The 13,344-nt window shown below is 40.3% G+C and carries 12 protein-coding genes and 3 tRNA genes; 3 read left to right on the top strand and 12 right to left on the bottom strand.

The features are described from left to right. Window positions 1–138: 138 nt before the first annotated feature. The 6 genes from hflX to tsaE all read right to left on the bottom strand — a co-directional run bounded on the left by hflX (window position 139) and on the right by tsaE (window position 6,741). Window positions 139–1,419: a ribosome rescue GTPase HflX gene (hflX, locus tag AAZR93_RS09560; protein ID WP_294350776.1), complete on the bottom strand. Its 1,281-nt coding sequence runs from the start codon at window positions 1,417–1,419 to the stop codon at window positions 139–141. Window positions 1,420–1,511: 92 nt separating this feature from the next. Beyond that, window positions 1,512–1,814: an RNA chaperone Hfq gene (hfq, locus tag AAZR93_RS09555; protein WP_294104277.1), complete on the bottom strand. Its 303-nt coding sequence runs from the start codon at window positions 1,812–1,814 to the stop codon at window positions 1,512–1,514. Between the two features lie 235 nt (window positions 1,815–2,049). Then, complete coding sequence (miaA, locus tag AAZR93_RS09550; protein ID WP_294104279.1) at window positions 2,050–2,988, bottom strand: tRNA (adenosine(37)-N6)-dimethylallyltransferase MiaA; 939 nt, start codon at window positions 2,986–2,988, stop codon at window positions 2,050–2,052. After that, complete coding sequence (gene mutL / locus AAZR93_RS09545; RefSeq protein ID WP_434719693.1) at window positions 2,981–4,954, bottom strand: DNA mismatch repair endonuclease MutL; 1,974 nt, start codon at window positions 4,952–4,954, stop codon at window positions 2,981–2,983. The genes miaA and mutL overlap by 8 nt, the downstream gene beginning before the upstream one ends. 12 nt (window positions 4,955–4,966) lie before the next feature. Then, complete coding sequence (gene amiB / locus AAZR93_RS09540; protein ID WP_434719692.1) at window positions 4,967–6,262, bottom strand: N-acetylmuramoyl-L-alanine amidase AmiB; 1,296 nt, start codon at window positions 6,260–6,262, stop codon at window positions 4,967–4,969. Between the two features lie 14 nt (window positions 6,263–6,276). Beyond that, the gene (gene tsaE / locus AAZR93_RS09535; protein ID WP_434719691.1) at window positions 6,277–6,741 is read right to left on the bottom strand and encodes a tRNA (adenosine(37)-N6)-threonylcarbamoyltransferase complex ATPase subunit type 1 TsaE; all 465 of its coding nucleotides are present in this window, start codon (window positions 6,739–6,741) and stop codon (window positions 6,277–6,279) included. A 216-nt stretch (window positions 6,742–6,957) separates the two neighbouring features. Between tsaE and queG the strand changes: the two genes are divergently transcribed. Next, window positions 6,958–8,115, top strand: coding sequence for a tRNA epoxyqueuosine(34) reductase QueG (gene queG / locus AAZR93_RS09530; RefSeq protein ID WP_294104288.1), 1,158 nt, complete (start codon window positions 6,958–6,960; stop codon window positions 8,113–8,115). 721 nt (window positions 8,116–8,836) lie between these two features. Here queG and AAZR93_RS09525 read toward each other — a convergent pair. The 6 genes from AAZR93_RS09525 to orn form a co-directional block, all read right to left on the bottom strand. Further along, a tRNA-Gly gene (locus AAZR93_RS09525) sits at window positions 8,837–8,912 on the bottom strand. A 45-nt stretch (window positions 8,913–8,957) separates the two neighbouring features. Beyond that, window positions 8,958–9,033 (bottom strand) — tRNA-Gly (locus tag AAZR93_RS09520). Window positions 9,034–9,087: 54 nt separating this feature from the next. Further along, window positions 9,088–9,163, bottom strand: a tRNA-Gly gene (locus AAZR93_RS09515). Window positions 9,164–9,423: 260 nt separating this feature from the next. Then, entirely contained in the window at window positions 9,424–9,831 is a 408-nt protein-coding gene (gene vapC / locus AAZR93_RS09510; RefSeq protein ID WP_434719690.1) for a type II toxin-antitoxin system tRNA(fMet)-specific endonuclease VapC, read from the bottom strand. Further along, window positions 9,824–10,066, bottom strand: coding sequence for a type II toxin-antitoxin system VapB family antitoxin (gene vapB / locus AAZR93_RS09505; protein WP_434719982.1), 243 nt, complete (start codon window positions 10,064–10,066; stop codon window positions 9,824–9,826). Before vapB ends, vapC begins: the two co-directional genes overlap by 8 nt. Window positions 10,067–10,270: 204 nt before the next feature. Beyond that, window positions 10,271–10,813, bottom strand: a complete 543-nt coding sequence (orn, locus tag AAZR93_RS09500) for an oligoribonuclease (protein WP_294104292.1) — start codon at window positions 10,811–10,813, stop codon at window positions 10,271–10,273. Window positions 10,814–11,049: 236 nt separating this feature from the next. On the opposite strand from orn, the gene rsgA reads away from it, so the two are divergent. Together rsgA and asd are read left to right on the top strand one after the other, a co-directional pair. Beyond that, window positions 11,050–12,099 (top strand): small ribosomal subunit biogenesis GTPase RsgA, encoded by a 1,050-nt coding sequence (rsgA, locus tag AAZR93_RS09495; protein ID WP_294104294.1) that lies wholly within the window; start codon window positions 11,050–11,052, stop codon window positions 12,097–12,099. 326 nt (window positions 12,100–12,425) lie between these two features. Further along, on the top strand, window positions 12,426–13,325 hold the full coding sequence (gene asd / locus AAZR93_RS09490; RefSeq protein WP_294104296.1) for an archaetidylserine decarboxylase: 900 nt from the start codon (window positions 12,426–12,428) through the stop codon (window positions 13,323–13,325). The last annotated feature ends 19 nt before the right edge of the window (window positions 13,326–13,344 follow it).

The raw sequence follows: 13,344 nt of genomic DNA, 5'->3' as shown, positions 1-13,344 counted from the left end.
CTTATGATTGATTTTCAGGGCTAAGAGCGATACTCATTATAATTTAAGCTGCCTCAGGCATTTTTCATTATTTTGGGTATATTAGGCTCTTAATATCAATTCCATTGCCTAGTTTTGCTAATTTAAATTTAATTCAATTTAAATAACATAACTAGGTAACTGCTGCTCTTGCTTACATAAACGTCGCCAATCCACCATTGGCATACGCACCTCAAGGCCAATTGAGCCGTCTTCCTCCAGCCATTCACGTTCAATAGATTGAAGGTGATAAAAACGACTACGCAAACGACCTTCGTTTGGTGGTAAACGCAATTCAAAATGTGCGATTTCACCTGAAAGGCGTTCCGTTAATGCTTGTAGCAGCAAGGGGATACCTTCACCTGTTTGTGCTGAAACCCAAACACGAACTGGCTTGTTATCCTCGTTTCTGTCAATACGCGGGACAAAATCTTCCAGCATATCAACTTTGTTCATGACTAATAGTACAGGGATTTCATCCGCTTCGATTTCTTCCAACACACTTTCAACCGCCCGGATATTTTCATCTAAGCGATTATCGACTGCATCGATAACGTGTAGCAATAGTGTTGCTTCACGAGTTTCTTGCAATGTTGCTTTGAAAGCAGCGACTAAATCGTGCGGTAATTGGCGAATAAAACCCACAGTATCTGCAAGTACGACGACACCCACATCTTCTACATTAATACGACGAAGTGTTGGATCGAGTGTTGCAAATAGTTGGTCTGCAGCATAAACATCAGAAGCGGTCATCCGGTTAAATAAACTTGATTTACCGGCGTTGGTATAACCAACAAGAGAAATAGTCGGAATATCCGCTTTATTTCTCGCCTGACGCCCTTGTTCACGCTGTCGTTCTACTCGGCTAAGGCGAGACAAGATTTGTTTAATCTTATCTTTCAGTAACCGACGGTCTGTCTCAAGTTGGGTTTCGCCTGGACCACGTAAGCCTATCCCCCCTTTTTGACGTTCAAGGTGCGTCCATCCTCTCACTAAGCGAGTGGATAAATGCCGTAATTGAGCTAACTCAACTTGAAGTTTACCTTCGTGTGTACGCGCTCGTTGAGCAAAAATATCTAAAATCACCCCTGTACGGTCAATAACCCTACATTGGCAAATCCTTTCGAGATTACGTTCTTGAGCAGGGCTTAGCGTATGATTAAACAACACCACATCCGCACCGCTTGCTTCAACCGCTTCGGCGATTTCTTCGGCTTTGCCTTCACCCACAAAAAACTTAGCATGGGGAGCCTTACGACTGCCTGTGACTATTTGTACTGGTTTTACTCCCGCAGAAGTCACTAGTGACTCAAATTCTGCCAGATTTTCAGTGTCTTTTTCTTGAGCAAAAAAGACATGTACTAATACAGCTAGTTCACCGCCTTCATACCTATCAAACAAGATATAACCTCTTAGGCTAAACAATAATTGCAAAGGAAAAACACAGGTATAGTCTCCCTACCTATGTTTTCCTTATATTTTAGCGTGCAAACTTACTCAGTAACTTCGCCATCCTGCGCTGCAGGAGTACCACCTGAATGGTAATTGCTATTGCCTGCGCCACCAGCAGTAGGAGTGCCACTATGGTGAGAAACAGGACGAGCAGGGACAACGGTAGAGATAGCATGTTTATAAACCATCTGACTAACCGTATTTTTCAGTAAAATGACAAATTGATCAAAAGATTCAATTTGTCCCTGCAATTTGATGCCATTAACGAGATAAATAGATACCGGAACCCTTTCACGACGTAATGCGTTCAGGAACGGATCTTGCAAAGATTGCCCCTTAGCCATTCTATGTTTTCCTTATTTTGTTGTTTTTAAATGAGAACCTTACGATTCCAAAAATTAACTACTCAAAAATTGCGCTTAACGTTCTAATTGTACACACAAACAATAGCCCTATGCACGTATATACTCGTCATGCTTCAAGTTGCTTAAGTGTTAGACTTCTCAGCGCTCCTAGTCATAGCCTTTGTTCTGTTTCTAGAAGAAGCTTCACTTACCGCCTACACACAACACGAATTATCTACGCTAATACCTGCATAACCGCTTTAAGCGCATGCTGGGATTGTTCACTATCTAACCTGTGAATGTTCTCCCAACCTCTCAACCAGGTAATTTGGCGTTTTGCCAATTGGCGTGTTGCACAAATTCCCCGATAAACCATTTCATCATAATCTATTTCGCCATCGAGATATGACCACATTTGCCGATATCCGACACAACGGATCGAAGGTAAATCGGCATGGAGATCACCTCGATTATAAAGAGCACGAACTTCCTCTTCGAAACCAGCGTCTAACATCAAATGATAACGCTGCTCAATACGCTCATGTAAAATTTTACGATCTTGGGGCGCAATAGCAAACTGAAACACATTATAAGGTAATTCTTCACCCGCTGTTTGTGTCATTTCAGTCAAAGTTTGTCCCGAAATGAGATATACCTCTAAAGCCCGGGATAATCTTTGCGGATCATTAGGATGAATCCTAGCCGCAGCCACAGGATCTACCTCAGCTAAACGGCGATGCACTTCGGACCATCCTTGTTCGCGTGCTATATTTTCAATTTCTTCACGTATAGCCTGATCAGCAGAAGGCAATGGAGAAAGGCCTTCAAGCAATGCTTTAAAATAAAGCATTGTACCGCCCACCAATAATGGAATATTACCTCTCGCCGTAATTTCTCCCATTACATTCAATGCATCACGCCGAAAATCAGCGGCGGAATAAGGCAATGATGGGTCAAGAATATCAATCAAATGATGTGGCGCTTGACTAAGTTCATCTTGATTTGGCTTTGCCGTACCGATATCCATGCCACGATAAATTAATGCCGAATCGACACTAATAACCTCGACAGGCAATCTCTGACAAAGCTCAATCGCTAAAGCTGTTTTACCTGAAGCCGTAGGGCCCATCAGGAATATTGCATCAGGCCTTTTTTGAGTTACTAAATCACTCATTTGTTAGTGTCGCTACCACGGATTGTAAATTAATTAATTGTAATAATGTTGATGGTGGATTTTGAACCCACTGCGGACAAATCCGCTCAACATCTGCGAGTAACTGAACAGCCTGCGCTAAATTCCAACTTTCTTCGGTTTTTGTCTGCGAAATCGCTTTAGCTAACCATTGTGCGATATCTTCGTGCGTTACACTTTCTTTTGTAGACAAAAAAATAATTAAATCAGAAAAAAGCTGTGATAAATTTTGTGTTCTTAATGGTAACGATACCGTATGAATTGTTACTTTTCCATGAAATATCGTGGCTTCGATACCAAATAGTGTCAATTGTTCCTTGTATCGCTGTAAAATCTCAATTTCATCACGATTAAGTGACAATTTTAAGGGTATTAACAGTGGTTGAGGTTTTAATGCCTCACCATTAGGCGACAACTGAGATAATCTCAACAAGAAATTAGCTTCAGTTAAGGATAACAGCATTAGGCCCAATGAAGACTCAATTAATGCAAAGTTTTTTGCGTAAATTGTCAAGACTTTACCAAATTGGTAGTTATCCGCATTTTTTGCAACCTGTTCAGAAGCAACTGCAATACCAGCGAGAGGTTGTCGTGCTGGAAACAGAGGCTTTTTATCCTCTTTTGCCACTGGGATTGACATCAAACTTTGATAAAGTTGCCCTGCTTTACGGTCATAAGTGGGTGTTATATTCCCTACACTCATTTTTTCTTGCGCATAATTCGATTGTTTGGCCTGAGAAACGGCCGGAGTGGCATCAGAAGTGGCGCAAGATTCTGTCACATCAGTATAGGCAACTTTAGGCTCTTTAGCTGATATATCATGACGCGTATTTTGATGAGAAACCTTTGGCTGCGTAACTTTATGCGTTGATGAAAAATAATTATCACCAGCAGAAGAACGATTTGCTATTTCCGTCGATGCAGATTCAATACCGGGGAGTTCATCAACCGCTAATGTGCTCATCAATGCCGTACGAACCGCTTGATAAATAAAGTCATGAATTAATCTTGCCTGATGAAAACGCACCTCATGCTTTGCTGGATGTACGTTAACATCAACTTGTTTCGGATCGATAGTTAAATATAGTACATAGGCAGGTTGTTGATTCTCATCTAAATGGCCTTCATAAGCTTGGCGGATCGCGTGATTAATTAACCTATCTCGCATCATTCGCCCATTCACATAACAATACTGAATTTCACTAACTGGTGTGCTCGATGGCGAAACCACCCAACCTTTAATTCCTAAGTCGCTATGTTCCCATGAAAGTGCAAGCGCCCCTTGCATAAAGCCAGTACCACAAATTGTTGCTAAGCGTTTTTCTTGTTGTTTATCATCATTAGCCGCACGATATTGCTTAACCAACTTTCCATTATGACTAAGGTTAATGGCAACATCTGGGCGTGATAACGCAATACGGCGAACAATTTCGTCAATATGGCCAAATTCTGTTTTTTCTGTACGCATAAACTTGCGCCGAGCTGGCGTATTGTAGAATAAATCTAACACTTCTACCGTTGTGCCATTAGGATGAGCCGCTGGTTTTACAGAGACTTGCATATCACGGCCTTCCGCATAGGATTGCCATGCTTCGGTTTGTTCCGCAGGTTTTGAGGTCAAGGTCAGCCGTGAAACCGAACTAATACTCGCCAGTGCTTCACCACGAAATCCCATACTCATAATGGCTTCAAGATCATCTAATGTGGCAATTTTACTCGTTGCATGACGCGCTAGAGCAAGTATTAACTCATCTTTACTAATACCGCAGCCATTGTCCCGGATACGAATAAGCTTCTCTCCACCACGCTCAATATCGATATCAATACGTGTCGCCTTAGCATCAAGGCTATTTTCAACTAGCTCTTTAACGACAGATGCAGGCCTTTCGACCACTTCACCTGCCGCAATTTGATTCGCTAATTGAGGGGAGAGAATATGAATTGCCATTGCTCAAACCTCTTACTTAGGCGCTGCTTGTATCGGATTAGCTAAAAAATATTGGCGTAATCCTTGATGAATAGCCTCAGCGACTTTTTCTTGATAATCATTTGATTTAAGTAGCTGCTCTTCTGCGGCATTACTAATAAATCCAGTTTCGACTAAGATCGATGGAATATCCGGTGAACGTAATACCCCAAGACTTGCATGTTCTGGCGTTTTCTTATGAATATTACCCACTTTTCTGAGTTGCTGGATAACTTGAACCGCAACGTCATAGCCGACTCGTTGTGAATGACCAAACTGCAAATCTAAAACGGCTTGACTCAAATATGGGTCAGCACCACTAAGCGCATCCCCTGCACCACCTAATAATTCAGATTGTTTTTCACGTTGTTCAAGCCAGCTACCCAACTCACTGTTCGCTCGACGGTTTGATAATACCCAAACCGAAGCACCGCGAGCGCTGCTATTGGGTGCTGAGTCCGCATGAATGGATACCAACATGTTGGCATTCTTTTTACGAGCAACATCAGAGCGACCACTGACAGAAATAAAATAATCACTGTCTCGTGTCATTACAGGTGTAAACATCGGATCTGCGGCTAGTTTTTGATACAACTTACGCGAAACACTTAGCGTAACGTCTTTTTCCTTATAACCATTTTTACCAATTGCACCGGGGTCTTTCCCCCCATGCCCTGCATCAATAGCGATAACTACTTGTTTCGAGCCTTTAGGCATCGTTTTATTTTTAACCGCAGCAGGCGCAGGCTCCATCGCCGGCGTATTCATTTTAAGTGGCTTATCTTGCAAAACTGGTAGGTTATTATTCACAGATTGGCGAGGTACAGCAGTATTATTAAAGACAGTCGATGAGTTAGCTTTCCCCGTCGAAACGGTCAACTCCAATTGATACTGACCTGAAACTTGTTTCAGCACAGCTTTAGTTTTTGCCGCTTGTGATAATTCTAAAACAATACGTTTATGTTGGCTATCGGCGGGTTGGCTAGCACGCACTAACTTAACCAAATCACCTGATGGTAACGTCAAAGGCAATCCAACAATTTCTCCACCTTGTTTAACATCAATGACAAGACGCTCAGGTGAATGCAAAGGAAAATATGAGTAATCAGGCTTACCATCAATAAATGTTAGCGTCACAAGAGACTGTGAAGGGCTATTGTTTACTTGAATATTTGATAATGCGGCGGCCTGTGCTTGTGATGTAAACCCCCACAAAATGGATACCATAAACAGTAGCAGAAAAGAAAAAAGACTTTTCTTTGTTATTCTAATCATAAATGCATTCAACATGAGCGATAAATTCCTTAGAGTACCTGCAATGCTTCTAACAACGACTCCCCATATACTGAAAGAGCGACAAAGTGAGCCTGACGCCCCTCACCTTGATATGTCAGATGGAGCTCAAGATCTGCTTGAGGTAAAAAACCTTTACCTTGCTGTGGCCATTCAACCAGACAGATCGAATTTTCAGAAAAATAGTCGCGAATTCCCATAAATTCAAGTTCTTCAGGATCCGCTAAACGATATAGATCAAAGTGAAATACTTGTCTATCGGCTAATTCATAAGGCTCAACTAATGTATAAGTTGGACTTTTTACATGTCCTTCATGGCCTAGTGCCTGTAAGAAACCACGACTAAATGTTGTTTTCCCCGCGCCAAGATCCCCATAAAGGTTAATGATCGTAGCTTGGTGGCAAGCCTTCGCAACAGCGCGTCCCAACGCAACAGTTTGCTCTTCATTCGCCAATTGTAGAGTGCGTTCTTTCATCGATGTCATAGCCAACTTATTTTGAATATAGATATTACAGTCTATAATAACCTATACCTGTGTATTTTTCTTAATTTACATTGTGCTAATCATGAGATCAGAAATATCCTATAATTGATCCTAACTTCTTTAGGCATTTTAGTTTCATTCATTTTGCTAAACATCATGAAAATGATAGAGTGCCAACCGCATCCACCCTGACCTTGATAAAATTTGATGGCAAAACTCCTCGATCTCAACACGTTAGTTCAAAATATTAAACAATGGGGAATCGAAGCAGGCTTCCAGCAAGTGGGTATCTGCGATACCGATTTATCCCTTGAAGAACCCAAACTGCAAGCATGGCTAGATAAACAATATCATGGGGATATGGAATGGATGAAGCGCCATGGTATGATGCGAGCTCGGCCTCATGAGCTACATCCAGGAACTTTACGCGTAATCAGCGTCCGTATGAATTACCTTCCTGCAAAAGCCGCTTTCGCCAGTACTCTCAATAATCCAGATCTGGGTTATGTCAGCCGTTATGCTCTCGGTCGAGATTATCATAAGCTATTAAAAAAACGCTTAAAAATACTAGCGGATAAGATTTTAGCCTATTGTCTTGAATTCGATTATCCAGATGCGTTGAACTTTCGCCCTTTTGTTGACTCTGCACCTATTTTAGAACGTCCTCTGGCCGTTAAGGCCGGTTTAGGCTGGACAGGTAAACATTCTTTAGTTTTAAATCAAGAAGCCGGATCTTGGTTTTTCTTAGGAGAATTGTTGGTCAATCTCCCCTTACCCGTTGATCAACCCGTTGAAGAACAATGTGGCCGCTGCGTTGCCTGCATGACAACTTGTCCAACAGGTGCAATTGTCGAGCCTTATACCATTGATGCTAGGCGCTGTATTTCATACCTAACTATTGAGCTCGATACTGCTATTCCTGAAGAATTCCGCTCATTGATGGGTAATCGAATCTATGGCTGTGATGACTGCCAACTGATTTGCCCATGGAATCGTTTTTCTCAATTAACAGATGAAGAAGATTTTAGTCCAAGGCAAGCATTACATACACCTGAGCTACTTGATCTTTTTTCTTGGAATGAAGAGAAATTTTTACGGGTCACGGAAGGTTCAGCCATACGTCGTATCGGTTACATAAAATGGCTAAGAAATATTAGTGTCGCGTTAGGTAATGCCGCCTATCAAGATCGTATCGTATTAGCATTACAAGAAAAACTAGGTATCAATGAAATGTTGGATGAGCACTTTCATTGGGCCATTTTACAACAGCTTAATCGTCGGGAAGAGAATCAAGTTACTATTCAGACTTCACAACAAAAACGACTTGTACGCGTTATTACCAAAGGTTTACCGAGAGATGCTTAAAAAAAATGCGGCTATATATCTCAATTCAGAATTTGTCAAATAAGTGTGAATAAAATAAAAATTGCTTAGTAGACAATAGGTAAAGAATTTACAAGCTATGCTTAGCACATTTTGAATAAATAAATTAATATATTTAAATCAACTTGTTACATAATCCTCAATGCTGATATCTTCAAGACAATACTTAAATTGTTAACATTCAAACCTGTGGATAACTCTGTGTAATAACTTATTTCAAATAGCGATAACGACAACCTTAATATCATTGTCCTGTGGATAACTATTCGATAATAAAAAACTAATGATAAGGCTGATTTTAGGTTAACAAATCATACTAATGATGTAAAAAAATCAGGTTGTAAAGAAAATTTAACTGAATCGATGAAAAAATCACTTTTTATGCGATGTTCAAACTCATATAAGCAAAACGTGAGTTTGTCTTGATAGCCCTATTGCTAAGGGGTGGCTATTCTATGGTGACGAGTTAATGAATGCAAGTAAAAACCCCCAACAAGATCTAAAAAAGATCCCAATATGGATATTGATCCTTATTTTCAGTGAATTAAGAGATCAAAAAATTGCATATTATAGAATTAATTACAGTTTGAATGATCTTACTGACTAAGTCATAAGGAATGAGATAAAAGCATATAAATAAGAAGAATAAGGACACTGATTGGAATTTTAAAAATAAGAGTTTCAATATACTAAATTGAATTTTTGGAGCGGGAAACGAGACTCGAACTCGCGACCCCGACCTTGGCAAGGTCGTGCTCTACCAACTGAGCTATTCCCGCATTTGGTGGGTACTATTTACAACAAGACTAAAACACTAAGAAGTTTGGAGCGGGAAACGAGACTCGAACTCGCGACCCCGACCTTGGCAAGGTCGTGCTCTACCAACTGAGCTATTCCCGCATACCGAAAATAGTGTTCTAGCTAAAACTTAACTCAAAAACAACCACAAAAATTTGGAGCGGGAAACGAGACTCGAACTCGCGACCCCGACCTTGGCAAGGTCGTGCTCTACCAACTGAGCTATTCCCGCAAACAATTTTTTGTTTTATCGCCCCAACAAAGTAATAAAAACTTCATTGGTACGGGGTGCGCATTATACGAAATATTAAGATACTAGCAAGCCCCACAGCGCAAATTTTTCATTTTTTTGTTTGTTTGCTGACAAATTAAACATAATGATGATTTTATCATCGCTGATTGTAATCTTTTGATTTCAATCAATTAACATTGTTTACTTTTATGAACTCAATAAAAATTAGGGCCTAAAAATACACTTAAAGTAAATAATCGCTATTTTTCTTGAACCCAATCTTCAATTCTTAACCCCTCAACACGTTCAAACTCTCGAGTATTATTAGTCACAACAATAAGTCCTTTACTCCTTGCATGAGCTGCAATGTGTAAATCATTTTCCCCAATTCTTTTCCCTTGTTTCTCGAGGCTTGCTCTTATGTCACCATAATGGAAAGCAGTCAGCTCATCGTAAGGCAAGACCGTCAATCTAGAAACAAAATCATTAACAGTGGCAAGATTCTTCGTTGGATTCATGCTTTTCTCTGCCCCAAAAACTAATTCTGCAAGTGTAATAGCTGAAATAGCTAATTGACTAGCATGCTGATTAAATTTAGGGAGCAGTGACAAAGGACGACGTTTTATTGTAAAAGTAATGATGTTTGTATCAAGTAAATACTTAATCATCAAAAGATTCTCTGTGAGTTGGAACCTGCTCAACCCGTGATGATAAAAAATCATCAGTTATATCGGATTCAAATAAAAAGAAACTATCCCAAGTATTTTGAACTGGAGTAATAATTCGCTCTTTGCCTTTAGCTCTCACAATGACCTCTTTCACATCGTCAGGAAAGCGTAATTCCGCAGGCAAGCGAACATTTTGAGTACGATTATTCATAAAAACTTTACTATGTTGAATCATCATATCCCTCTTAAACCAATGCTATATAGCATCTATTTCATTGTTTCAATATCATACAAATAGATTGATTTTGCATCATACTAATAACCAAGTTTATCCAAACAAAATTGGCTACCCGACGGCAGCCAATATTATTGTCATTCTGTGATTTGATGATGACTTAATACCCTAATAACTAGACATTTTAAGTGAAAAACAGACCACTTATTTGATGAAGGTCTCACGGTAATAAGCCAACTCCGCAACCGACTCACGAATATCATCCAGCGCTTGATGCGTATTCTTTTTGGAAAATCCCGCTAAGATTTCGGGCTTCCAGCGACGTGCTAGCTCTTTCAATGTACTGACATCAAGGTATCGATAGTGGAAATAACTTTCTAACTCCGGCATGTAGTTGAACAGGAAACGACGATCTTGCCCTACACTGTTACCACAAATCGGTGATGCACCTTTAGGTACCCATTTTTCGAGAAATTCAATCGTCGCCAGTTCTGCTTCACGGTCGTGGATAATACTCTTACGAACACGCTCAACTAAGCCGCTCCCCGTATGGGTATTCACGTTCCATTCATCCATTAAAGCTAGCTGTTCATCGGTTTGATGAACAGCAATCACAGGGCCTTCAGCTAAGATATTAAGTTGGCTATCGGTGACTATAGTGGCAATTTCAATAATACGATCGCGGATAGGATCAAGGCCGGTCATTTCTAAATCGATCCAAATTAAATTATTCTCATTCTTTTGCATGATATACCCTAACTGCATTCTATGAAGTTAAGGTATGATACCACCGTTCACACTTCGAGTTACAGATGTGTTGCCTTCTCGTTATTCACCGAATTTTAGCGGGCAACCTATTAATATGTGCTGAATTACAAGTGTGTTACCTTAGTTTAAGGCGCCAGATTTAATTTAACGCGTCAAATTATTTACCCGATATATTCAAATCAGCGAACCACAGCCAAGAGTACAAGAGAGGTCAGGTGGCTAAACAAAAACTTTCGAAAGGCCAGCAACGCCGCGTTCAAGAAAATCATCAAAAAAGACTCAGAAAACCAAAAACGATTGAAATTGATGATAACCAACTCGGTGAAGCTCAAGAAGGCTTAGTGATTAGCCGTTTTGGGCAACATGCGGACATCGAAGCCAGTGATGGCACAATTCAACGCTGTAACTTGCGTAGAACTATTTCATCGCTAGTGACTGGTGATAAAGTCGTTTGGCGCCCAGCGCTAAACACACAAAGTGATATTAAAGTTAATGGTGTTGTGGAAGCTGTTCACGAGCGGCATTCTGTACTAACTCGCCCTGATTATTATGATGGTTTGAAACCTATTGCAGCAAATATTGACCATATTGTCGTTGTTTCGGCGATTTTACCTGAACTTTCACTAAACATTATCGACCGTTATCTTGTCGCCTGTGAAACCACCGGTATCAAAGCCATTATTGTGCTCAATAAAATAGACTTGTTAGATGAAGAGAATCGCGGATGGGTGAGTGATCTCATGACGATTTATAGCGATATTGGCTATCAAGTTATCGAGGTATCCAGTCACACCAATGAAGGAATGGAAGTACTTACTAACGCCTTAGAAGGCAAAGTTTCAGTATTTGTGGGTCAATCCGGGGTAGGTAAATCCAGTTTACTCAATACATTGTTGCCTCATAATGAAACCATACTCGTCAATGATGTTTCCGGCAATTCAGGGCTGGGGCAGCATACAACAACCGCCTCGAGACTGTATCACTTCCCACAAGGTGGCGATGTAATTGACTCACCCGGCGTACGTGAATTCGGTCTTTGGCACCTAACAACGGAACAAGTGACCAAAGGATTTGTCGAATTTAAAGACTATCTGGGTGGCTGTAAATTCCGTGACTGTAAACATTTAGATGACCCAGGCTGCTTATTACGCCAAGCCACCGATGAAGGCAAAATTGCTGAATCACGCTTTGAGAACTACCATCGCATATTAGAAAGTATGGAACAGGTTAAGCCACGTGGCAATTTCACGGGTAAAGAGAAATAACCCAAGTCAGCCTTACTTTAAGTTAGTGTGCACTTACATTCATTTATCAATTGATAAATAAAAAAACACTCTAAATCATCTGAGTGATTAAAATAAACAGCTCTTAATAGTTTGAATTATAAATAAGTAAGCAAATGTCCTAAATAATTCGAAGTATGACGGACATGATGTATGTGACTCAGGGAGCTGAGCATAGCCAACACCCCTATAATTTGAAGTATGACGGACATGAAAAAAGTAAAGATTCTTCAGGTTATTGAAACAAACTACATCAAAGGTACAATAGCCGCTTTTCGCTAACTTGCCTTTAAAAATCAGAGGTTAACGTGCTAGATAATATTAAAATCCGTTTGCAATATATACTTCCTAAACAAGGACTTACTAAATTCGCAGGCTGGTTTGCTGATAAAAATGCCGGTTTTGTTACTCAGTGGGCAATCAAACTGTTTGCTAAAGCCTATAAAGTTAACATGAACGAAGCACAAAAAAGTGAGTTAACCGCTTATGCCACTTTTAATGATTTTTTTGTACGCGCTTTAAGAGATGATGCTCGTCCTATTGTGGCGCTAGACAATCAACTCGCACAGCCTGCTGATGGTGCTGTTAGCCAATTAGGTCCAATTAATGATGACCTAATTTTTCAAGCAAAAGGCCATAATTACACTATTGAAGCTTTACTAGCAGGTCAGTATCAATTAGCGGAAAAATTCCGTGGTGGCGACTTTATCACAACTTATCTTTCACCGAGTGACTATCACCGCGTACATATGCCTTGTGATGGTTTATTAACAGAGATGATTTATGTGCCTGGGGATTTATTTTCAGTTAACCCATTAACTGCCGCCAATGTTCCTAACTTATTTGCCCGTAACGAACGCCTCATCTGTGTGTTTGAAACACCAATAGGTTCAATGATTCAAATATTAGTCGGTGCAACTATTGTAGGCAGTATTGAGACTGTTTGGAGCGGCTGTGTTAATACGCAACGCGAAGGCGTAATCAAACGTTGGACATATCCAACCGCGCATTCAGAAGGTGCAGTTTTTCTGAAAAAAGGTGACGAAATGGGACGCTTTAAATTAGGCTCAACCGTTATTAACTTATTTGAACCTAATACCATCAGTTTCAATTCATCACTGATCCCAGGCTATGCAACCCGAATGGGTGAGTTACTTGCAGTGTCTGTGAATGATGAAAAACAAACTGACGAGTCCACCGGGTCATAATCATTTATTCTGTTACTTG

Source organism: Providencia sp. Je.9.19 (genome assembly GCF_051129765.1).
Classification (GTDB): Bacteria; Pseudomonadota; Gammaproteobacteria; order Enterobacterales; family Enterobacteriaceae; genus Providencia.
This window is presented reverse-complemented; position numbering and strand designations above follow the sequence as displayed.

Excerpts from the sequence above, each read along its gene's own strand:
- miaA (WP_294104279.1), bottom strand. The coding sequence starts at position 2,988 with ATGAGTGATTTAGTAACTCAAAAAAGGCCTGATGCAATATTCCTGATG.
- vapB (WP_434719982.1), bottom strand. The coding sequence starts at position 10,066 with ATGATTCAACATAGTAAAGTTTTTATGAATAATCGTACTCAAAATGTT.
- tsaE (WP_434719691.1), bottom strand. The coding sequence starts at position 6,741 with ATGAAAGAACGCACTCTACAATTGGCGAATGAAGAGCAAACTGTTGCG.
- vapC (WP_434719690.1), bottom strand. The coding sequence starts at position 9,831 with ATGATTAAGTATTTACTTGATACAAACATCATTACTTTTACAATAAAA.
- mutL (WP_434719693.1), bottom strand. The coding sequence starts at position 4,954 with ATGGCAATTCATATTCTCTCCCCTCAATTAGCGAATCAAATTGCGGCA.
- amiB (WP_434719692.1), bottom strand. The coding sequence starts at position 6,262 with ATGTTGAATGCATTTATGATTAGAATAACAAAGAAAAGTCTTTTTTCT.
- queG (WP_294104288.1), top strand. The coding sequence starts at position 6,958 with ATGGCAAAACTCCTCGATCTCAACACGTTAGTTCAAAATATTAAACAA.
- orn (WP_294104292.1), bottom strand. The coding sequence starts at position 10,813 with ATGCAAAAGAATGAGAATAATTTAATTTGGATCGATTTAGAAATGACC.
- hfq (WP_294104277.1), bottom strand. The coding sequence starts at position 1,814 with ATGGCTAAGGGGCAATCTTTGCAAGATCCGTTCCTGAACGCATTACGT.